Consider the following 21,491-nt stretch of genomic DNA (forward strand, 5'->3'; position numbering starts at 1 on the left):
ATGTAACAATCGCTGAATAAAAATAATGATGCCTTATTTAGTTTACTAGGAATCAAAAACTTAAACAGAAAACCTCTCCTGCATCAAACCAATTTGCTCTCGCATATGGCCTAAATGCTCTTCCCAATATCGCTGTGATCCAAACCATGGAAAAGCGACCTGGAACGCAGGATCTTTCCATCGCTGAGCCAACCAGCCAGAGTAGTTGATCATGCGTAGCGTTCGAAGGGGCTCGATTAAGGCGATCTGTTGGTAGTCGAAGGTCATAAATTGCTCATAGCCTATTAAGACTTTCCGCAACTGCTGCGCCATAGATTCCCGATCTCCCGACAACAACATCCATAAATCCTGAACGGCCGGACCCATAACAGCATCATCCAAGTCAACAAAACTCGGGCCATCTTCCATCCACAAAATATTCCCTGGGTGGCAGTCTCCCAACAAACGAATGAAGGATAAGCCTTGTACTCCTTTTAAAGCCTCATCAATCGCCGTTAAAGCGAGATCCACAAGATCTTCGTACGTCTTACGTAATTCAACAGGAATGAACCCTTTACTTATTATGAAGTTAACGGGATCCCTACCGAACTGGTCCGTGCTTATAGTAGGACGATACCGGAACGATTGCGTCGCGGATACCGCATGAATACGACCGATCAATCGACCAATCCACCCCAATACAAAGTCATCCTCTAGATTAGGCGCTCGTCCACCTTTTTTTTCAAATACGGCAAATTGAAATTGCTCAGCCTTAAAAAGAGACTCTTTATTGATCCTAATAGGAGCAATCACCGGAAGCTCAACATCGGACAAATCAAACGTAAATCTGTGCTCCTCCAGCAATTGATTTTTGGACCACCTACCAGGACGATAAAATTTTGCGACTACATCGAATTCCAAATCGTCATCATAAACGCCAATTTGATAAACCCGGTTCTCGAAACTATTTAGAGGAATTAACTTTCCTGTGGTTTTCCACCCAACATGGTCAAGCGCATTAAGAATCAGGTCTGGGCCTAGACCGAAATATGGTGTCTCCTCAGCCTGAAACTTCAAGGAGTAAAAACCCTAGCGGACGAAATAACAGCAACTGCAAAATCGGAAGTATTCATCATCGAGAGTAGGAACCACCATTTACGTCAACAGTAGTTCCAGAAACATAAGCCGGACTTTCCGCTCCCAACCAAAAAATAGCCTCCGCGACCTCCTCTGGCAAACAAGGTCGTCCGCTATGCACACTGCTCATTACCGATTCTTTTCTGGAATCAGGTAATTGCTCATACATCATTGTCAAAGTTGGTCCAGGTGCAACCGCATTCACAAATATATTATCTCGGCCGAGATGCGAAGCATAACTCTTTGTAAGATTTAGTAACGCCGCCTTCGTCGCGCCATACCAAAGATCAGGATGCCCGGTAAATGCCGAAACTGAACCAACCGAAACAATACGGCCACCGCCTCGAGATCTCATACCCAATGAGACAGACTCAATCAATCTCGCAGGGGCTAAAAGATTAACCTCTAGAATCTCCTGTATATGATCCTGAGGTATTAAATCCATCGGGTCACAAAATAGTACTGCTGCATTATTAACCAACGTATCAATTGGCCCTAATTGATCTATTAAATACGGAATTTTATCGAGAGATCTCAAGTCGAATACAATACGTTCCCCAATACAGATGGCTTGGAACTCTTTATCTAGAGATAACACAATCCAACCCATCGATGAGAATTTTTTAGCGACAGCCAAACCTATGCCTCTACCAGCACCAGTGACCAATACTGTTTTCATAAAAACCTTTTAATGAAAATTAAGCGCAGAAACAAACGTTACGTTTCGCAGTTAACATATTTCTCTTCGCCTTCAGATACTTTTAACTGGTAACGCTGAATACCTATGTCTCTAAAAAACTGATCAATCGTCGCAAGCGCTTGATCATGTGACTCATAAGGTGCAACAGGGAAATCGTACGTCCTATCGAACGACTCATCAAACAAAGACGATAATCGCGTCAATACTTTACCACCCGCACTTGAATCAATTGATATATCTGGCTCTCCAAATTTTAGGCGAGCATGATTGATCGCATTGCTAGCGAACAACTGAAAACCAACTTCTCTCACTGCCCAATATCCCTCCTCTAGAGATCTGATAAGAGGTCTCGGTAGCCGAGGTAACGCCAACACCGAACAATCCGCCGTAGATAACTGAGCACTTACCGCCTCGGAAAATTTAATTCCCCATCTACCAATATCCCCCGCCGATTCAAAAACCGAAGGCGCAGAGGTAGGACTGAGTGCTACACCACAGAGAAATCGCAAATGAGCAGCTTCTACTCCAGCTAAAACGTCGATTGGATCATCCGGAAAATCTAACACCACTATATTTTTTAATTCGTCGTATTGACCAGCCAGCCTCCACGAATCAAGAGGATATTGATGCAAGGCCTCATAGTCCGTTAAACAATTAGCCAACCCAAAGTTCTTACAATGACCCAGGACACCCAGACTTTCTAAAATGCCAGTCAAGGCGGCTACATCATTCAATACGGTCGAAATAGTGTTTCTTTTCTGGGCACCAATAACCAAAATGATCGGCATGACAAATAAATCTAATCGAAATGCACTTCCTTTTCGGTCCGCTGTTATCGCTGCGTCCGCCACCTGTCTTGCCATACGCCCAGCCAAGATAGAATTAGGATGCCAACACGCCTGTTTCACGGCATCACTCAGTCCGGAATCGACGAACGCATCAACCAATTTATACAACGGTGTTTGGTCCACAGACACGTGATCTAGAGGTGCCTTCGACGCTAAATCGTTAGCAAGAGCCATCAATTGTTCATAAGAACTCATATTTGGTATTCGACTATCGTTCATTAAAGGTAGATTTTCCTTTTGGTGTGTAGCCCTGATTATAACGACTGCATCTTCAGATAAAATCATAGTGGGCTCAAAGTAAGCACTATACTTGTGTTGCGACCATGACAAATAAGACAGTAAATCTTTAGGTAAGAAGTATATTAGCCGTGAATTACCTCGCACATCTTTTTTTATCCCCAAATGATGAGGACTGACAACTAGGCAGCATCCTTGGGGCCTTTGTAAACGGTCCTATAGATGAGCGGATGCTAGCGGTTAACCACTATAACGTCGTTAATGGGATCAAACTTCACAGGAAAATTGATCTTTTTTCGGACCAGTCAGACATTTTCAGGAAAAGCTGCAAAAGCATTAAGCCCGAGCAAAGACGATTTTCTCGGATACTGATCGATATGTATTTCGATCATATTCCTGCTAGGCACTGGTCGCAGTTACATTCCAAAAAATTGATAGATTTCAGCCAACACATTTACCAAGTAGTCCTCAAAGATCGACCTGAAAATACACAAAATTTTAGAAAAGTCTCTCGATTAATTGTTGAACAAGACTGGTTCAGAACATACACATCAATAGATGGTATTGCTCAGCAAATCGAGCGATTGGGTTCTAGGTTAAAGCGAGGAAACGCACTTTTAGGCGGCGCGATAGATCTCGTGAGGCACCTGAACTCATTTGAGTTAGATTTTTTTCAGTTCATTGAAGAGGCCGAAGAGTTCTCAGATGATTACGCGAAAAAACTCACATTCAACAACGATAAAGCATAGCTAAAAATTAACTCTCCATTGTCTCAAAGACCCCTGGCATAACAATCTCTATCAACTCTAAGTCGTCACTATGTTCGATCTCTTTATGATGAATCCCGGGCGGCTGATGTACACATGTTCCAGCCGTTAACCGCTTTCGTCCGACCCCCGCATAATCGAACTCTACCCAACCTTTTAAAATGTAGATCATTTGAAATGTGACATCATGATAATGTTGGCGAGGGACTGTATGCTCGCCGGGAACCGCTCGAATAACGTGCGCAACAACAGCCCCATTGGTCGCCTCTTTTATGCCTAAATCCCTGTACTCAAAAAAAGGGCGCAAACCATCTTTTTTGAATTCTCTGTCATCTAAATGATTACAAGAAAATTTCTTTTTATCGCTCATAATCCCCCCATTAAATGTCAAGTCGCTGCGACTTACTTAATTACATGAGCCTTTACTTAAATCATTTCCAAGCATTGCTTTTAACGCATCAGACTTAAATTCTCGATGGTAAAGAATGCCTATCACCATCATGTTAGACAAAATAAAGAGCCAGGCATTTAAAAACCAAGGCAAGACTGATAGGCCAAAGTAATAAGCACGCAATCCGTCGTTAAAGGTATTAGAAGCAATACTCGCCATTTTCGAGCCACGCTGAATGAATTGTTCGTGCACATCAGGTGTGGCATCAGTATCCGGTGCTGCGCCCACCATTACCGAACAAAAAAAATGCTGCCTTAGAGACCAGGTAAACTTAAAGAAAGCATATATAAATATAGCGAGCAGTAATACTATTTTACAGTTCCATGCCAAGGTGTCGTTCTCAACCGCAAATGGCAAATCAGCAAGAATCATTATCACTCGGTCGGCGTTACCCAATAGCGCCAGTAGCGCACCCAAGATCAAAATAGTCGTTGAAGCAAAAAACGTAGCGCCATTTGCTAAGGTGAGAATAATGTTTGCATCAACGATCTTTAGATCTCTCCGAATAGTCCCGCGCCACCATTGCTCTCGGTAACGCACCATAACACTCATCAAACTAGGCATTCCCTTGTCAGCAGCACGCCTTGCGAATTTGGCATAGCCAACCCAACCGAAATAGAATATGGCAATTGCCAAATAGTCAATGACGGTAAACGATGTGTTATCCATTGTCATAAAAGGTTGCGATCCGTTGTCGTGTCATCGTATAACATTGAAAACAATGCTCTTCATAATTTAATTTGATGGAATTATTTACGTTATACTACTCTAAAAATGCGTGTCAAAAAGGGCTTAATATGACTGTTACAAACACGGCGAAAGTAAACGTCAACGAAACCGTATTGCTTAGAACAGATGAAGGTGGCGTTGCCACACTGAGACTTAACCGCCCAAAAGCATACAACGCGCTCTCTGAGGAACTTCTGGCAACACTTCAAATGCAATTAGATACCATCAGCAATGATTCATCAGTTCGAGTCGTCATCATTGAGGGGAGCGGAGACGCATTTTGTGCTGGCCATGACCTTAAACAAATGCGGGCAAACCGAAGCCAAGAGTATTATGACGCGCTGTTCAAAACCTGCAGTCAATTCATGCTCACCCTAATGAGGATCCCTCAACCTGTCATCGCTAAAGTACATGGCATTGCGACAGCTGCTGGCTGTCAACTCGTTGGGGCCTGCGATCTTGCTATTGCATCAGAAGAAGCGAAATTTGCAACTTCTGGAGTTAATTACGGCTTATTTTGTTCAACACCGGCAGTTGCCGTATCTCGAAACATTCATCGGAAAAAAGCTGCAGAATTACTATTTACTGGTGAATTCATTGACGCGCGTACCGCAGAGTCACTCGGACTAATCAACAAAGCTGTTCCTGCAAAACAACTGAATGCCGAAGTGCTCCAGATGGCTAATTTAATTATTCGCAAGTCGGCGGTTGCCGTTTCAACGGGAAAACGAATGCTCTATCGGCAAATTGAAATGGGCATCGATGACGCCTACAAATTCGCGGCCGAGACTATGGCCTGCAATATGATGGCTCTTGATGTCAGCGAAGGGATAGATGCATTTATTGAAAAAAGGTCGGCAACCTGGAAGCATGTGTAAGTCTAAGCTACCCTTTGATTGCCCAAATAACAAGAAGATAAAACTACATAGATGCTGCTGATGTGGCGCGACCATTAAGGCGAACACGCCGCCACTCGACAAAATATACGACGGTAGAAATAGATAAAGTTACTAATAATGCTGGTAGCATCACGTCTAGGATTAAATCGCCCACGAATAATTTGGCCTCTTGCGCAATAGCAAGTGCAATAGCTAGAAACGCGAGTGCCGCATGTGACTTACCCCATAGATTAGGTAACACTCGAATATCTCTTAATGTGCTGTCAAGCAGTCCAACACTCAGCATCACAATGTCTCTTAAAACTAGAGGAATGCCAATCCACAGAGGTAATAACCCGTCCCAGGCTAAGATCGATGCACAGGTAATGACCAACAACTTATCGGCAACAGGATCCAGTATCGTTCCTGCCGTTGTGATTGCATTGAATCGACGAGCAATATACCCATCCAAACCGTCCGAAAAGCTTAAAACTAAAAAAAACCAAAAAGCCAGTTGATAGTCGTGGCTTGACAATATGATTGCCAAAAACGGAACTGACAACAATCGACCAAGGGTAATGGTATTCGGAAGCACACTAATCATCGCGACTCCTAACCAATAACTACATAACACCGCTAAATGAGAGCCCTTTAACCACCCTCGCTCTGAAATGTATCTTCAGAACGTCATGGAATCAAGTACTTTGAGGCAGACTCAAGATTAAATTATTCAATTTGACGATAAACGCCGCAGGATCCTCAAGTGAGCCGCCATCAGCCAACATAGCCTGATCAAAGATAATTGAGCTCCAGTCCGAAAAGCGGGCGACTTCTTTCTCGGCCGCCATTTTCTTCACAATCGGATGATGAATATTAATTTCCAGAATCGGTTCAATTAAAGGCGATTCTTGTCCTGCAGCCTTCAACATTCTTGAAAGATTCATACTCATTTCATCCTCATCAGATACCAAACATGAAGGAGAATCGACTAGTCGAGTCGACACACGAACATCTTTGACTTTCCCCGCTAACGCCTCCTTAATACGCTTCACTAAGTCACCACCGTCAGCATCTACCTCATCAGACTTACCATCAAGTTTCTTATCATCAATTGGACCTAAATCAAGAGAACCTTTAGCTACTGAGACGAGTTTTTTTTCATCGAACTCTTGGAGATTAGAGACTACCCACTCATCAACCCGGTCAGAGAGCAAAAGAACCTCAATATCTTTTTTCTTAAATATTTCCAGATGAGGACTTGATTTCGCCGCAGCATGCGTCTCAGCGGTAATGTAGTAGATCTTATCCTGCCCCTCTTTCATACGTGCAATATAATCACTTAGGGTAACAACTTCACCCTTATCAATTTGAGCAGTCGTTGAGAATCGAAGTAACTTAGCAATGCGCTCTTTATTGCTCCAATCTTCCCCAAGACCTTCTTTGAGAACGCGACCAAATTCTTTCCAAAATTCCTTAAATTTATCCTGTTGATTTTCAGCCATATCCTCAAGCATGGCCAGAACTCGATTAATACACCCCTTACGAATGGCATCAACATCTCTAGATTCTTGCAATATTTCCCTGGAAACATTTAACGGTAGATCTGAGGAATCTACAACACCTCTGACGAAACGAAGATACCCAGGTAATAACTGCTCTGCATCCTCCATAATAAATACACGGCGAACATAGAGCTTTAACCCTCGTCTATGATCCCTGTTCCAGAGGTCAAAAGGAGCTTTACTCGGAAGATACAACAAGTGGGTATATTCACTTTTCCCCTCAACTCGAGCATGAGCCCATGCTAACGGCTTCTCAAAATTGTGAGAGATATGCTTGTAAAAATCCTCATATTGCTCATCAGTTACATCGGTTTTCGGTCGAGCCCATATCGCTGATGCTTGATTAATTTGTTCAGATTCATTCTGAAGAACGTACTTATTTTCTTTGGCATCCCATTCTTCTTTAGGCATAAAAATAGGGAGATTAATATGGTCTGAGTAACGCTGAGCAATTGTTTTTAGGCGATACCCTTCCAGCAAATCGTCTTCATCCGCCCTCAAATGCAGAATAACTTGTGTGCCTCGACTCAGCTTGGACGTACTTTCGACCGTGAACTCCCCCTTACCCTCAGACTCCCAGAGCACCGATTCAGACTCCTCCAATCCAATCCGTCTAGAAATAAGCGTCACCTTATCTGCGACAATAAAGGAGGAATAAAAACCGACTCCAAATTGCCCAATAAGCGTAGCATCTTGAGCCTGATCTCCCGTGAGCTTACTGAAAAACTCTTTAGTTCCGGATTTTGCAATCGTCCCGATGTTCTGTATCACTTCCTCTCGAGACATTCCGATCCCGTTGTCCGAGATAGAAATAGTTCTATTTTCACGATCAACCGAGATGTCAATCTTAAGAACTACATCGTCACCCATGAGCGAAGCATCTGTGAGTGACTCAAATCTGAGTTTATCGCAAGCGTCAGAAGCATTTGAAATCAACTCTCTTAGAAAAATTTCCTTGTTTGAATACAAGGAATGAATCATCAATTTAAGTAATTGGCTTACTTCCGTTTGAAACCCGAGCGTCTCTTTAGCAGCAGCATCTGACATTAAATTTCACCCTATTTAAATGGATTGTATTACCTATAGATCAACGAGATGGGGGCAAGAACTGAAAATTCAAGGGTTTAAAAAACCCAACACTATTCAGGATCTTATTTAAGACGGATCCCTTTCCGGAAATTCTCAGATCAGAGTAATGCAATGATTGTCGTAGCATCCTTTATCTTTCCTCAAGCATTCCGACCCTGTATGCTATGCGCGAATCTAACTAATTTTCAGTAAAGTCCTAACTCATTAATCAAAAAGTTCGGACTGAACTAACAATTAACGATTCACAAAGGGACAGGAGCCAACCGGGGAACAAACCCAGACCAAGCAGCAACAAACCATTGACTGCGAAGACTGCCATTCCCACCGAATATTTGACGGTATTGATTGCCGACTCACTCGCATCAAAGTACATAATTTTAACAACTCGCAAATAATAATAAGCCCCAATGAGAGACGTCATTACGGCAGTCACAGCAAGACCTACATAACCTAAATCCATAATTGACTGAATCACAAATAACTTAGACCAAAAACCTACTGTTGGCGGTATGCCCGCCATAGAAAATAAAATAATCATTAAAAGAAATGCACACCAAGGATTTGTCTGACTCAACCCCCTCAAATCGCTAAGTTCTTCTGCCTCAAATCCATCCCTAGATAGAAGCAAAATTACACCAAAACCACCCAACGCCATAACAACGTACGTTAAAACATAAAATAATGACGCGCTATACCCATTAATGGAGCCCGTCATGAAACCAACCAACAAAAACCCCATATGGGCAATCGTCGAATACGCCAACATGCGCTTAAAGTTAGTTTGAGCAATCGCCACAACGTTACCAATGATCAGTGAAGCGACGGCAAGAACGGTTAGCATTTGACTCCAATCCTGATGTAACGATGGATGCCCAAGAGCTTCAGCGAGCAAACGTAACACAAACGCAAAGGCGGCTACTTTAGGCGCAGTACCAATAAGTAGAGTCACTGAGGTGGGAGAGCCTTGGTAAACATCAGGTATCCACATATGAAATGGAACAGCCCCGAGTTTGAAGCCGATTCCTACGATAACAAACACCACTCCGAGCCGAAGCAGATTAGAATCACTATGTCCAGAAAGTATGGAAGATACAATTGCTTCAATGTTCAGATGTCCGGTGGCACCGTAGATCATAGACATACCATAAAGTAGCATACCCGAAGCAATCGCCCCTAAAACAAAGTACTTAATAGCCGCCTCAGAACTACGGCCAGAATCACGCTGGAGAGCCACCATCGCATACAAACTTAAACTTAATAGCTCAAGACCCAGATATAGACTTAGGAAATGGTTGGATGAGATCATAACCATCATCCCTAGGGTCGCAAACAACGTCAGTGAAAAGTACTCCCCTCGATATAACCCGCGCGATAATAGGTAGTTCTTTGAATACACAAGACCAGCCGTAATGAGCACACACACCATCGACTTAAGAGCCGCTCCTAGTGCGTCGGAGACAATAAATCCGCTCATAATGACTCTAGGGTCTGCGTCATAAAAAAACCACGGCAGAACACTCGTCACAATTAAAACTATAAGAGATAGTGCGTACGTAATACCACGCTGCTCCTTACTTAAAAATAAGTCGAGTAATAAAATAACGCTAACCCCGACGAGCAAAAAAATCTCAGGCAAGAGCGTGCATAGATCTGATAATTGAAAATACATATGTGACTTAAATACCTTTTATAATGGACTATCGCTTTATTTAGTTCTTAATCACCGAGGCGAGTTCTAATACTGTAGTCACCGAAACATCAATCACATCTGTAAACGGCTTGGGGTACAAGCCCACACCAATTACCATTAGTGCTAGGACAAGCAACATTGCGAATTCGCGCACATTAACATCCTTTAATCCTATTACCCGTTCGCTACCGGAATCTCCAAAAACAACTCGCTTATACATCCAAAGCGTATACGCGGCACCTAAGATAAGGGTCATAGCCGCTGCAAACGCATACCAAAAATTAGTCGCCATCGCACCCATGATGACAAGAAACTCACCCACAAACCCACTTGTTCCAGGTAAGCCAGCGTTAGCCATCGCAAATACGAGAAACAGCGCTGCGAACATTGGCATCGAATTAACGACGCCTCCATATGCAGAAATTTCCCTTGAGTGCATTCGGTCATACAAGACCCCAACACACAGGAATAATGCCGTAGAGATAAAGCCGTGCGACACCATTTGGATAACAGCACCCTGCATTCCTTCGACATTAAATATAAAAATACCTAGAGTCACAAAGCCCATATGAGATATCGATGAATAGGCAATTAGCTTTTTCATGTCTCGCTGAACAAGCGCAACAAATCCAATATAAACAATAGCAATTAAAGAGAGTCCAATTACGAAGGGTGCCAATTCTCTCGCCGCATCGGGCACAATCGGCAACGACAATCTTAAAAATCCGTACCCACCGAGCTTGAGCATAACCGCCGCCAAAACAACCGATCCACCAGTAGGTGCCTCAACGTGCGCGTCGGGCAACCAAGTGTGAACTGGCCACATCGGTATCTTCACGGCAAAAGCGGCAAAGAGCGCTAAAAAAATTAAAACCTGAGCACTCTGTGGAATTGATACCGCATAAAAATTCTCGATCGCAAAACTGCCCCCAGTGGACCGATAGAGATAAATGAGTGCAACTAGCGTTAATAACGACCCTGCTAACGTGTAGAGAAAAAACTTAATTGCTGCATAAACTCGATTTGGCCCACCCCATACTCCGATAATGAGAAACATTGGGATAAGCGTTGCCTCAAAAAAAACATAGAACAACATTGCATCTAGCGAACAAAAAACCCCATTAATAATCCCAGACAAAATTAAAAATGAGGCGAAATAATGAGATACTTTCTTAGTGATTACTTCCCAGCCTGCAACAACAACAAAGACGGTGGTCAATACGTTCAACAAAATAAGTACTAGAGATATGCCATCTATACCCAAGTGATAATTGATATTGAAGATCTCAATCCAAGGGATGAACTCAATAAATTGAAATTCAGATTGCGTCGCATCAAATTGTCTCCATACGGGGATCACAACCAGAGCGCTCAGAATAGAGCCGACTAAGGACATCCAGCGAGCGACGCACTCTCGTCCATCTCGACCAACTAGCAATACGGCAATGCCAAAGATTATGGGTAACCAAACAATGAGTGACAAAGAACCGATTACGTGGGTCAACATGTTTTTATCTATCTTATTTTTAAAAAAGCCAAATTGTGACGAGAGTGAAAGCCCCTAATATCATCACAAACGCATAATGAGACACAAAACCTGTTTGTACCCGGCGGAGCTTCATCCCTATCCGACCGACTAACTTAGCAGAGCCATTAACCATGAGCCCATCAATGATTTTTTGATCACCAATCCTCCAAAGTAAACCACCTAGAGACTTCGCTCCTTGCGCAAAAAACCACTCATTAAATTTATCTAGGAAGTATTTCTCATCGAATAATTTGGTAAGCGGTGAAAATATGACCAGTTTTTTTCTGGAGTTCGGTGAATACACAAAAAGAAACCATGCGACAAAGACACCAGTAACCGCCAACCAAAAGGGCAACGTTTGGAACCCATGCAACCCCATTGCAAACCATCCATAGAAGTGCTCCCCAAATTGCCGGACCACATCATGAGATCCAGTAACAAATATGACATCCTCAAAATAATTTCCGAACAGAATAGGTTGTATTGCGATCGCCCCACTAAAAACTGACAAAACTGCTAAGACGACCAAAGGGGCCCAAACCACCATTGGTGATTCGTGAGGCTCATGCTTTCCTTCGATGCCATTATCATGATGGTGCGCCCCTCCTCGATATTTACCCTCAAACACCAAAAAGTACATCCGGAAACTATAGAGAGCGGTAACAAAAACCCCTACCAGCAAGGCAAAGTACGCAAAACCAGCACCAGGTATTGTTGACAAATGGGTACTTTCAATGATGCTATCTTTTGAGTAAAAACCAGATAGGAACGGGAATCCAATCAATGCCAAAGACCCAACTAATGACACCAACCAAGTAATGGGCATTTTTCGTCTCAATCCGCCCATAAAGCGCATATCTTGCTCATGATGCATACCGATAATCACAGAGCCAGCCGCGAGGAAGAGCAAAGCCTTGAAGAAAGCATGGGTCATCAGATGGAACATCGCAGCAGAATATGCGGAAACACCTAACGCAACGGTCATGTATCCAAGTTGGGATAATGTCGAATACGCAACCACACGCTTGATATCATTTTGAACTAAACCTAAAAGCCCCATAAACAGCGCAGTAATAGAACCGATAACCAGCACGAAAGACAGCGCTGCTTCTGACAGTTCGAATAAGGGGGACATACGAGCCACCATGAATATGCCGGCGGTGACCATGGTCGCCGCATGAATGAGCGCAGAAATTGGTGTTGGACCCTCCATTGAATCTGGCAACCAAACGTGAAGGGGAAATTGTGCTGATTTTGCCATCGCGCCAATGAACAGGCAGATACAAATTACTGTCACCAAAGACCAGTCAAGGCCTGCGAACAACTCAATTTCTTGAGCAGCGAGGTTATCGCTTTGATCAAATACCGCAGCATAATCTAACGTTCCAGCGTAATGTAGAATCAGCGCAATACCTAGTAAAAATCCAAAATCACCTACTCGATTAACGAGGAATGCTTTAAGATTTGCGTAAATCGCAGAATCTTTTTTATACCAAAAACCTATCAACAGATAGGAAACCAATCCAACCGCTTCCCATCCAAAGAACAGCTGAAGAAAATTATTGCTCATGACCAACATCAGCATGGCAAATGTAAACAAAGATATATAACTGAAAAACCTCTGATATCCAGGATCTTTCTGCATATACCCTATCGTATAAATGTGAACCAGAAACGACACACTAGTGACGACAATCATCATGAGTGAAGACAAACGATCAATCAAAAATCCTACTTCAAAACGAACGTCTCCAATTAATGCCCAAGTGTAAACCGCCCCATTAAAAACATGCCCATCTAAAACGTCGATAAAAATCATGATCGACGCGACCAACGAGATGAAGACCCCAAAAATCGTCAAAAAATGTGCAGCCGACCGACCAATTTGTTTACCAAAAAGACCGGCAATTAGCGCAAAAAACAATGGGGATAGCGCAGCAAGGAGGTATATATTCATGCCATTCATAGAATCACTAGCCTCTTAACACACCGATATCATCAACATTAATTGTCTTCAAGTTTCTAAATAACACCACCAAAATAGCAAGCCCGATTGCTGATTCAGCAGCCGCCACCGTCAGTATAAAAAAGACAAAAATTTGACCCGATAAATCGCCTAAATAATGTGAGAACGCCAGAAAGTTAATATTGACCGCGAGCAACATCAGCTCAATCGACATCAAAATAATGATGATGTTTTTACGATTCAAAAATATTCCCGCGATACTGATTGAAAAAAGAATCGCACCCAACACTAGGTAATGAGATAGGGTAATCATGGATTATCCTCGCTACGTTTATTTTCAACCGGCATAGAGATTATTTTCAGTCGATTAGCCCGGGTCGCTGAGAGCTGTTGGTTCGTATCCAGACGCTTTATGTCATTGCGGCGCCTGAGGGTTAATGCGATAGCAGCCACAATAGCCACAAGCAATATCACCGCAGCTAACTCAAACGCATATAAATATTCCGTATACAGCAAACGACCTAATTGAAGCGTATTACCCTCACTGGAAATCGCCGCGGCAACCTCTGACGGTTTGTCAAACACTACCCGCCCCCCGACAAGGACAATGATTTCTGCCATAAAAATTCCAGATACAACTAATGCTGGTAACAAATAATTCCAGTACCCCTCTTTCATGCGATTCAAGTTGATATCCAACATCATCACAACGAATAAAAAAAGAACCATTACTGCACCCACGTAAACCAATATAAGGGAGACCGCCAAAAATTCTGCCTCAAGAATGAGCCACATACCCGCAGAGGTGAAAAACGCCAATACTAAAGAGAGGGCTGCATGTACCGGATTACGCGAAAAAATAACACTCAGCCCTGCCCCAACAAGGACGGAGGAAAATAAGTAGAAGGTGAAATACTCAAAGTTCATTTAGGTTGTATGTTATTTTTTGAATATTGACCCATATTCATACATTATCGATATTTGGCATCAGACTCTCGGTCCTTAGAAATCTGATCTTCGTATCGATCACCGATGGCTAACAAAATGTCCTTCGTGTACACCAAATCTCCACGCTGCTCGCCGTGATACTCAAAAATTCTTGTTTCGACGATAGCGTCGACTGGACAAGATTCTTCACAAAAACCGCAAAATATACATTTAGTCAGATCAATGTCATAGCGCGTCGTACGCCGACTACCATCATCTCTTTGCTCGGACTCAATAGTGATAGCCACCGCAGGACATACCGCCTCACACAATTTGCAAGCGATGCAGCGCTCTTCGCCATTCGGATATCGTCTCAATGCATGCAGTCCACGAAACCGAGCGCTCTGAGGAGTCTTCTCCTCTGGGAACTGCACAGTAATCTTTGGTGCAAACAAGTATTTTAATGTGAGCATCAACCCCTTACGTAGCTCCGTAAGTAGAAAGGTCTTTGATGCATCACGAATAAACCCAAACATTTTTATTAATTCCTTTATGTCAAAACTACCAAGGCCACCAATCCATTCTCATGAGCAAACCAATGAGAACAAGCCAAACAATGGTTACGGGAATGAATACCTTCCAACCTAAACGCATAATCTGATCGTATCGGTAACGCGGGAATGTGGCCCGAAACCATAGAAAGAAAAAGAGCATGAATGCGACTTTAGCCGCTAGCCAACCGAACCCATGCGGTATACCGGGTACTGGCGAGAGCCAACCACCTAAAAACATGATCGACGCTAATGCTGCAATCAAAATCATGTTGGCATACTCAGCCAAAAAAAATACCGCAAATGTTGTTCCCGAATATTCGACGTGGAATCCAGCAACAATCTCTGACTCACCCTCTGCCACATCAAATGGCGCCCGGTTAGTCTCAGCAACGCCTGATATAAAGTACACGACAAACATAGGAAATAATGGGATTAAATTCCAGCCGAGAAACCCCATTCCAGTTCGCTGCGTATCGACTATCGTCGTTAAATTCAAGCTTCCTGACATCATCAAGACACACACTAAGGCAAAACCCATAGCAATTTCATACGCCACAATTTGCGCACCACTTCTCATGGCGCCGAGCAACGCGTACTTCGAATTAGAAGCCCAGCCTGCCACAATGACGCCATAAACGCCCATGGAAGTAATAGCCAAGATGTAAAGTAGTCCGGCGTCAATATTAGACAACACTAAGCCGTCAGCAAAAGGAATTACCGCCCAAGCAGCTAACGCCGGCATCAAGGACAACATGGGAGCGATGACAAATAAAAATTTGTTCGCTCCGTTAGGGATGATAATTTCTTTTGTCAGTAACTTCAAAACGTCAGCAAAGGGTTGCAACAAGCCCTTAGGACCGACACGATTGGGGCCCAAACGAAGTTGCATGTACCCTATCACCTTTCTCTCAGCGAGAGTAAGGTAGGCAACACAGAGTGTCACTGGAATCAGAATCGCCAAAACTTTAATCAAAGTCCAACTAAAGTACGCAAAGTCTTCACCAATATAAGTACTTAAAAAATCAACGATCATGCAACCGCCCCTACAGATTGGAGCTTAGCGACTTGAACTGAACCACCGATACCACCAAGCACCTTTGAGGCATCACTGGTCATAGGTATTCGAATGACAGCGCGCGCAAGGTTTGGATCAATTCGAGCAGGCAGCTCAAAGAAATGACCTCCTTGCTTAACCCTAACCATATCTTCATTCACGACATCAAGTTCTTGGGCAAGATCTGAACCCAACCATACATAGTTGGACAACGCGTCTTTAGTCAACTGTAATGCCTGCGCGCGACGAACAATCGAGTCGACGCTATACATAGGCACATCTGACAGTCTTTCAATCAACAAAGATTCCGCAGATGCGACCGGAATTTCATTTGACATATTAGGCAGCGATTGCAGTCGACGGGACAAACCATCAAAGCAGTCTTTCAATGCACTGCGAACGGCCTCTATGGATTCATACTCAAAATTAGAAAATTCAAATAATTTTCCAAGCGCAACGAGCAGCCTCCATCCGGGACGGCTAAGTCCCTTTGTTGGAGCAACCGGACCAAATGATTGCGCCACACCCTCCATATTGATAAACGTACCCGCAGTTTCAGAAAATGGACTAATTGGCAGCAATACCGTTGCGTACTCAGCAACCTCATCTTTGAATGCACACATGGCCACGACCAGCTGAGCAGACTTCATAGCCTCAATGGCCGCACCTGGCACACATGAGTCACCGCCCATCTCAGCATGCAATAAAAAGTATGCATCTAGCGGTGTATCAATCATTTGAATCGCATTAAGTCCGCTAGGGCCAGGCAACACATTAGTACATTCTGCACCTAATGAATTAGGTCCGTCCGAGAGCAACCCTACTTTCGCACCCACTAATTCCCCTAGCAGATGACTGATTTGCTCTATTTTTGATCGATCTGGATGATGTCGGGAAAAAGATCCGACTAATATCAACTTCTGCTGCCCAGAAACTAAAAGCTGCGCGATTTGCTCAGCATTGGATTCAACCAAAATATCAGCCAACGCATCTGCAACAGGTCGACCAAGCCCAAGACATACAGCCTTAACGACTTGTAGCAATAATCCCGTCACACGGCTAGGTGCGACAAGGTAATCCTTGGCCATCGGAACCAAGGAATCACTATTTATTGGATTGATAAATGCGAGTAAGGCATGATTTATTTTTGTCGCCTGTCGAATTCTATGCGCTAGAAGTGGTTGTTCTTTACGTATGTTGGAACCAATCACCAGAATACGGTCCAACTTCTCAACATCGGAAATACTCATGCCCAACCACGGTACCTGAGCGGATACCTCACAGTCAGCTTGTCTCAATCGATAATCAATATTTTCTGAGCCTAGAGCTCGAATCAATTTTTGAAATAAATAGCATTCTTCAGTCGTCGCCTGAGAAGTTGCTAGTGCGCCAATACGCTCTCGTTTAATATTCGGAGACGCTAATTTGGTTTTAATGTGGTCTAGAGCTGTAGCCCAATCAACTTCCTCCCAACGACTGTCAACTTTTATCATGGGAGAAAGTAAACGATCCGTTGCATTCAATCCTTCGTATGAGAAGCGATCTCGATCAGAAATCCAACATTCATTAATTTCTATATTTTCATGAGGGACGACACGAATAACCATATCCCCTTTAATTTGAGCGGTTAAATTAGATCCGAGTGCATCGTGTGGACTGATCGTTTTTCGACGAGCCAACTCCCATGTTCGCGCAGCATACCTAAACGGCTTAGATGTTAAAGCTCCAACCGGACAAACATCAATCATATTCCCAGATAATTCGGAATCTACTGTCGAGCCAACAAAGGCCATAATTTCTGAGTGCTCTCCTCGACCCGCCATTCCCAATTCCATAACCCCAGCAATTTCCTGACCAAACCTGACACAGCGCGTGCAGTGAATACATCTAGACATCTCTGCGGCCGAAACTAATGGGCCAAGTTCTTTCGTGCTCACGATGCGTTTCGATTCTTTAAAACGCGACCCTGATCTTCCGTAACCGACTGCCAAATCTTGTAATTGACACTCGCCGCCTTGATCACATATCGGACAATCAAGCGGATGATTAATGAGCAAAAACTCCATTACCCCTTTTTGAGCAGTTTTTGCTTGCTCCGATAAGGTATGAACTTTCATATCTTGTACCGCTTGGGTCGCGCAGGCGGGTAGCGGCTTTGACGCCTTTTCAACCTCAACCAAACACATACGGCAGTTTGCTGCAATGGATAATTTCTTGTGGTAACAAAAATGCGGAACGTGAATTCCAAGCTTATTCGCGGCATCCATAACCGTACTGCCGTGATCCACCTCTACGGTTTTACCATTTATCTCAAGAGTGATCATATTGATTCAACCTGACTTTTTTTATGTTTAATCAGGTACTCAAACTCAGGCCGGAAGTGTTTTATGAAACTCTTAACTGGAAGAGCAGCCGCTTCCCCTAACGCACAAATTGTTCTACCTGCAATATTGTCCGATATTGACAGCAGTTGTTCGATGTCGCCCTCTTCCCCTAATCCATTTTGAATACGTTTAACCAATCGGTACAACCATCCTGTACCCTCCCTACATGGCGTGCACTGGCCGCAAGATTCCTCATGATAAAAATACGAGAGGCGCAATAAACAACTCACCATGCATCGCGTTTCATCCATAACAATGACCGCTCCCGAGCCAAGCATAGAACCAGCTTTAGCGATCGAATCATAATCCATATCAGTCGCCATCATGACGTCAGCAGGTAAAACAGGAATTGACGAACCACCAGGAATAACTGCTTTTAAGCGGTTACCATCACGCACCCCGCCCGCCATTCGTAACAACTCAGCAAATGGGGTACCGAGACGAACTTCATAGTTACCTGGATTTTCAACATCACCGGAAACAGAAAATATTTTCGTGCCACCGTTGTTAGGTTTTCCTAAAGCCAAAAACGCATTGGCCCCATCTAAAATTAACGATGGTATGGCAGCAAAAGTTTCTGTGTTATTTATGGTCGTGGGACACCCATAAAGTCCGTAGGACGCAGGAAATGGTGGCTTAAATCGTGGCTGACCTCTCTTCCCTTCTATCGACTCGAGTAATGCGGTCTCCTCGCCACATATGTAAGCACCAAACCCATGATGCGCATGCAGATCAAACGAGAACTGTGACCCCAAAATTCCTTTACCCAAATATCCTGCCGCACTTGCCTCGCCTAATGCTTTCTCAAAGCGCTCGTAAACTTCCCAAATTTCCCCGTGGATGTAGTTGTACCCTACAGATGCCCCTATGGCATAAGCAGCGATAGCCATACCTTCAATCACAACATGCGGGTTATATCTGAGAAGATCTCGATCTTTAAATGTGCCAGGCTCTCCCTCATCAGAATTGCAAATCACATACTTTTGACCTTCTCCTTTGGGCATAAAACTCCACTTAAGCCCAGTGGGGAATCCAGCTCCGCCTCTACCCCTGAGCGCTGAATTCTTCACTTCCGTAATCACCTCCGCAGGAGAGATACCTTCCGTGAGAATTTTTCGGAGCGCTTGATATCCACCCCTCTTTGCATAATCTGCAAGATTCCAGTTCAGGCCGTCGATACCCTTCATAATGACGGCATCCGGACCATAACTGGTGGTGGGAAATGGAGGATTTGATGTAATCATCGGGCTTTTAACTCCTCTACCAATCCATCAACGTCTTCAACGCTTACCTTACCGCGCATCTCGCGATCATTAATAATGACCACCGGCGCATCTCCACAGGCTCCCATACACTCCGCCTCTTTTAAAGTTACAGAGCCATCCGAGGCGGTCTCATTGAAGTAAATGCCAAGGGTTGCTTTCAACCGATCGGCCGTTTGATTGGCACCCCGTAATGCACAAGGTAAGCTCGTGCAAATCGCTAATTTAAAACGCCCAGGTTTCTCTAAGTTGTACATGCCATAAAACGTTACCACTTCCCATACCGCTATAGCGCGCATCTCTAGGTACGCCGCGATATCTTCTACAACCGATTCGGAAACCCAACCTAATTCATTTTGCGCTATCGCTAAAGCGGCCATAACTGCGGAAGACTTGCGATCCGCAGGATACTTCGAGATCTCCTTATCAATTGTGCGATAAGCCTCTGCACTCAATAGCCTGACACCTCTCATCGATCAATCTCTCCGAACACCACATCCTGTGTACCAATTATGGCCACAAGGTCAGCGATCATATGTCCCCTAGTCATTTCGTCTATTGCCGATAAATGCGCGAACCCTGGCGCTCTTATTTTTAACCGGTAGGGCTTATTGGCCCCGTCCGAGATCAAATAAATTCCAAACTCCCCCTTTGGCGCTTCGACGGCACAGTAAGTCTCACCAAGCGGAACATGCATCCCTTCTGTAAACAACTTAAAGTGATGGATGAGATCTTCCATATTCACCTTCATATCTTCACGTGAAGGTGGGGCAATTTTAGTATTTGTCGTAATAATTGGTCCTGGGTTTTTTCTAAGCCACTCAATACATTGCTTGATGATGTGATTCGACTGGCGCATCTCTTCAACACGCACTAAATAGCGGTCGTAACAGTCTCCGTTCGTACCCACAGGAACATCGAAATCAACCAAATCATAAGCGTCGTAAGGTTGTTTTTTTCGCAAGTCCCAAGCAATGCCCGAGCCCCGAAGCATCGGCCCAGTAAATCCTAATGCAACAGCCCTTTCAGGCGTCACCACACCAATATCCACGGTCCGTTGCTTCCAGATACGGTTGTCAGTTAACAAGGTTTCATATTCATCTACCTTGCTAGGAAAATGGCTCGTGAAGTGGTCAATAAAATCGAGAAGAGATCCTTGTCGATTTTCGTTCAGCCTATTAATTTCCTTTTGATTACGAAACTTCGATGCTTCGTATTGAGGCATGACATCAGGCAAATCACGATAAACACCACCCGGCCGGTAATAGGCCGAATGCAGACGCGCGCCAGACACCGCTTCATAACAATCCATTAGGTCCTCGCGCTCGCGAAAACAATAGAGGAAAACTGTCATGGCCCCAACATCCAGCGCATGCGCACCAAGCCACAACAAATGATTCAATATCCGTGTAATTTCATCAAACATGACACGAATGTATTGCGCTCGAATAGGCACCTCCACGCCAAGCAATTTTTCGATTGCCATAACGTAAGCGTGCTCGTTACACATCATTGACACATAATCTAATCGATCCATATATGGGACTGACTGCAAGAACGTTTTATGTTCTGCTAATTTTTCAGTTCCACGATGAAGTAACCCAATATGGGGATCAATGCGTTCAATCACCTCCCCATCGAGCTCGAGCACGAGCCGAAGCACCCCATGCGCGGCCGGATGCTGCGGACCAAAATTCATTGTGTAATTTTTAATTTCAGCCACGCAGAAATCTCTTTCCGCATCGACGA

At 43.9% G+C, this 21,491-nt stretch carries 20 protein-coding genes; 2 read left to right on the forward strand and 18 right to left on the reverse strand.

From position 1 onward, the window contains the following. Positions 1–60: 60 nt before the first annotated feature. Genes O3A65_04060 through O3A65_04070 form a run of 3 tightly spaced genes read right to left on the reverse strand, consistent with a single transcriptional unit; the run spans position 61 to position 2,883 of the window. Positions 61–1,056, reverse strand: coding sequence for a serine/threonine protein kinase (locus O3A65_04060; protein MDA1331644.1), 996 nt, complete (start codon positions 1,054–1,056; stop codon positions 61–63). A 55-nt stretch (positions 1,057–1,111) separates the two neighbouring features. Further along, positions 1,112–1,795, reverse strand: coding sequence for an SDR family NAD(P)-dependent oxidoreductase (locus tag O3A65_04065; protein ID MDA1331645.1), 684 nt, complete (start codon positions 1,793–1,795; stop codon positions 1,112–1,114). 38 nt (positions 1,796–1,833) lie between these two features. Next, positions 1,834–2,883: a hypothetical protein gene (locus O3A65_04070; GenBank protein MDA1331646.1), complete on the reverse strand. Its 1,050-nt coding sequence runs from the start codon at positions 2,881–2,883 to the stop codon at positions 1,834–1,836. Positions 2,884–3,131: 248 nt separating this feature from the next. Here O3A65_04070 and O3A65_04075 point away from each other — a divergent pair, with 248 nt between their 5' ends. Further along, the gene (locus O3A65_04075; protein MDA1331647.1) at positions 3,132–3,650 is read left to right on the forward strand and encodes an ACP phosphodiesterase; all 519 of its coding nucleotides are present in this window, start codon (positions 3,132–3,134) and stop codon (positions 3,648–3,650) included. Between the two features lie 7 nt (positions 3,651–3,657). Here O3A65_04075 and O3A65_04080 read toward each other — a convergent pair whose 3' ends face one another. Both O3A65_04080 and O3A65_04085 read right to left on the reverse strand, forming a co-directional pair. After that, complete coding sequence (locus O3A65_04080; protein ID MDA1331648.1) at positions 3,658–4,038, reverse strand: cupin domain-containing protein; 381 nt, start codon at positions 4,036–4,038, stop codon at positions 3,658–3,660. Between the two features lie 36 nt (positions 4,039–4,074). Further along, positions 4,075–4,794: a DUF599 family protein gene (locus tag O3A65_04085; GenBank protein MDA1331649.1), complete on the reverse strand. Its 720-nt coding sequence runs from the start codon at positions 4,792–4,794 to the stop codon at positions 4,075–4,077. 122 nt (positions 4,795–4,916) lie between these two features. On the opposite strand from O3A65_04085, the gene O3A65_04090 reads away from it, so the two are divergent. Continuing rightward, complete coding sequence (locus O3A65_04090) at positions 4,917–5,726, forward strand: enoyl-CoA hydratase (GenBank protein ID MDA1331650.1); 810 nt, start codon at positions 4,917–4,919, stop codon at positions 5,724–5,726. Positions 5,727–5,769: 43 nt separating this feature from the next. Here the strand turns inward: O3A65_04090 and O3A65_04095 are convergent, their stop codons facing one another. The 13 genes from O3A65_04095 to O3A65_04155 all read right to left on the reverse strand — a co-directional run bounded on the left by O3A65_04095 (position 5,770) and on the right by O3A65_04155 (position 21,465). Continuing rightward, positions 5,770–6,330 (reverse strand): CDP-alcohol phosphatidyltransferase family protein, encoded by a 561-nt coding sequence (locus O3A65_04095; protein ID MDA1331651.1) that lies wholly within the window; start codon positions 6,328–6,330, stop codon positions 5,770–5,772. Positions 6,331–6,421: 91 nt separating this feature from the next. Then, positions 6,422–8,335, reverse strand: coding sequence for a molecular chaperone HtpG (gene htpG, locus O3A65_04100; GenBank protein MDA1331652.1), 1,914 nt, complete (start codon positions 8,333–8,335; stop codon positions 6,422–6,424). A 250-nt stretch (positions 8,336–8,585) separates the two neighbouring features. Beyond that, the gene (gene nuoN, locus O3A65_04105; protein MDA1331653.1) at positions 8,586–10,046 is read right to left on the reverse strand and encodes an NADH-quinone oxidoreductase subunit NuoN; all 1,461 of its coding nucleotides are present in this window, start codon (positions 10,044–10,046) and stop codon (positions 8,586–8,588) included. 40 nt (positions 10,047–10,086) lie between these two features. Then, complete coding sequence (locus O3A65_04110; GenBank protein MDA1331654.1) at positions 10,087–11,574, reverse strand: NADH-quinone oxidoreductase subunit M; 1,488 nt, start codon at positions 11,572–11,574, stop codon at positions 10,087–10,089. A gap of 19 nt (positions 11,575–11,593) precedes the next feature. Then, positions 11,594–13,561: an NADH-quinone oxidoreductase subunit L gene (gene nuoL, locus O3A65_04115; protein MDA1331655.1), complete on the reverse strand. Its 1,968-nt coding sequence runs from the start codon at positions 13,559–13,561 to the stop codon at positions 11,594–11,596. Between the two features lie 7 nt (positions 13,562–13,568). Continuing rightward, positions 13,569–13,874: an NADH-quinone oxidoreductase subunit NuoK gene (gene nuoK, locus O3A65_04120; protein MDA1331656.1), complete on the reverse strand. Its 306-nt coding sequence runs from the start codon at positions 13,872–13,874 to the stop codon at positions 13,569–13,571. After that, positions 13,871–14,488, reverse strand: a complete 618-nt coding sequence (locus O3A65_04125) for an NADH-quinone oxidoreductase subunit J (GenBank protein ID MDA1331657.1) — start codon at positions 14,486–14,488, stop codon at positions 13,871–13,873. Before O3A65_04125 ends, nuoK begins: the two co-directional genes overlap by 4 nt. 44 nt (positions 14,489–14,532) lie before the next feature. Next, the gene (nuoI, locus tag O3A65_04130; protein MDA1331658.1) at positions 14,533–15,024 is read right to left on the reverse strand and encodes an NADH-quinone oxidoreductase subunit NuoI; all 492 of its coding nucleotides are present in this window, start codon (positions 15,022–15,024) and stop codon (positions 14,533–14,535) included. Between the two features lie 25 nt (positions 15,025–15,049). Continuing rightward, entirely contained in the window at positions 15,050–16,075 is a 1,026-nt protein-coding gene (gene nuoH, locus O3A65_04135; GenBank protein ID MDA1331659.1) for an NADH-quinone oxidoreductase subunit NuoH, read from the reverse strand. Next, positions 16,072–18,420, reverse strand: a complete 2,349-nt coding sequence (nuoG, locus tag O3A65_04140; protein MDA1331660.1) for an NADH-quinone oxidoreductase subunit NuoG — start codon at positions 18,418–18,420, stop codon at positions 16,072–16,074. The genes nuoH and nuoG overlap by 4 nt, the downstream gene beginning before the upstream one ends. Further along, complete coding sequence (nuoF, locus tag O3A65_04145) at positions 18,417–19,724, reverse strand: NADH-quinone oxidoreductase subunit NuoF (GenBank protein MDA1331661.1); 1,308 nt, start codon at positions 19,722–19,724, stop codon at positions 18,417–18,419. The genes nuoG and nuoF overlap by 4 nt, the downstream gene beginning before the upstream one ends. Next, entirely contained in the window at positions 19,721–20,215 is a 495-nt protein-coding gene (nuoE, locus tag O3A65_04150; protein ID MDA1331662.1) for an NADH-quinone oxidoreductase subunit NuoE, read from the reverse strand. The genes nuoF and nuoE overlap by 4 nt, the downstream gene beginning before the upstream one ends. Then, positions 20,212–21,465 carry an NADH-quinone oxidoreductase subunit D gene (locus O3A65_04155; GenBank protein MDA1331663.1) on the reverse strand — a complete coding sequence of 418 codons (1,254 nt, stop codon included), beginning with the start codon at positions 21,463–21,465 and terminating at the stop codon, positions 20,212–20,214. Before O3A65_04155 ends, nuoE begins: the two co-directional genes overlap by 4 nt. Positions 21,466–21,491 lie beyond the last annotated feature (26 nt).

The sequence above is a fragment of the Pseudomonadota bacterium genome (assembly GCA_027624715.1).
Lineage (GTDB): Bacteria > Pseudomonadota > Gammaproteobacteria > Burkholderiales > Eutrophovitaceae > Eutrophovita.

What these genes read in the sequence shown, in the direction of transcription:
- htpG (MDA1331652.1), bottom strand. Translation starts at nt 8,335, where the DNA reads ATGTCAGATGCTGCTGCTAAAGAGACGCTCGGGTTTCAAACGGAAGTA.
- nuoH (MDA1331659.1), bottom strand. Translation starts at nt 16,075, where the DNA reads ATGATCGTTGATTTTTTAAGTACTTATATTGGTGAAGACTTTGCGTAC.
- O3A65_04065 (MDA1331645.1), bottom strand. Translation starts at nt 1,795, where the DNA reads ATGAAAACAGTATTGGTCACTGGTGCTGGTAGAGGCATAGGTTTGGCT.
- O3A65_04085 (MDA1331649.1), bottom strand. Translation starts at nt 4,794, where the DNA reads ATGACAATGGATAACACATCGTTTACCGTCATTGACTATTTGGCAATT.
- O3A65_04090 (MDA1331650.1), top strand. Translation starts at nt 4,917, where the DNA reads ATGACTGTTACAAACACGGCGAAAGTAAACGTCAACGAAACCGTATTG.
- nuoI (MDA1331658.1), bottom strand. Translation starts at nt 15,024, where the DNA reads ATGTTTGGGTTTATTCGTGATGCATCAAAGACCTTTCTACTTACGGAG.
- O3A65_04095 (MDA1331651.1), bottom strand. Translation starts at nt 6,330, where the DNA reads ATGATTAGTGTGCTTCCGAATACCATTACCCTTGGTCGATTGTTGTCA.
- O3A65_04070 (MDA1331646.1), bottom strand. Translation starts at nt 2,883, where the DNA reads ATGAACGATAGTCGAATACCAAATATGAGTTCTTATGAACAATTGATG.
- O3A65_04075 (MDA1331647.1), top strand. Translation starts at nt 3,132, where the DNA reads ATGCTAGCGGTTAACCACTATAACGTCGTTAATGGGATCAAACTTCAC.
- nuoG (MDA1331660.1), bottom strand. Translation starts at nt 18,420, where the DNA reads ATGATCACTCTTGAGATAAATGGTAAAACCGTAGAGGTGGATCACGGC.
- nuoL (MDA1331655.1), bottom strand. Translation starts at nt 13,561, where the DNA reads ATGAATGGCATGAATATATACCTCCTTGCTGCGCTATCCCCATTGTTT.
- O3A65_04110 (MDA1331654.1), bottom strand. Translation starts at nt 11,574, where the DNA reads ATGTTGACCCACGTAATCGGTTCTTTGTCACTCATTGTTTGGTTACCC.
- nuoF (MDA1331661.1), bottom strand. Translation starts at nt 19,724, where the DNA reads ATGATTACATCAAATCCTCCATTTCCCACCACCAGTTATGGTCCGGAT.
- O3A65_04125 (MDA1331657.1), bottom strand. Translation starts at nt 14,488, where the DNA reads ATGAACTTTGAGTATTTCACCTTCTACTTATTTTCCTCCGTCCTTGTT.
- nuoN (MDA1331653.1), bottom strand. Translation starts at nt 10,046, where the DNA reads ATGTATTTTCAATTATCAGATCTATGCACGCTCTTGCCTGAGATTTTT.
- nuoE (MDA1331662.1), bottom strand. Translation starts at nt 20,215, where the DNA reads ATGAGAGGTGTCAGGCTATTGAGTGCAGAGGCTTATCGCACAATTGAT.
- O3A65_04080 (MDA1331648.1), bottom strand. Translation starts at nt 4,038, where the DNA reads ATGAGCGATAAAAAGAAATTTTCTTGTAATCATTTAGATGACAGAGAA.
- nuoK (MDA1331656.1), bottom strand. Translation starts at nt 13,874, where the DNA reads ATGATTACCCTATCTCATTACCTAGTGTTGGGTGCGATTCTTTTTTCA.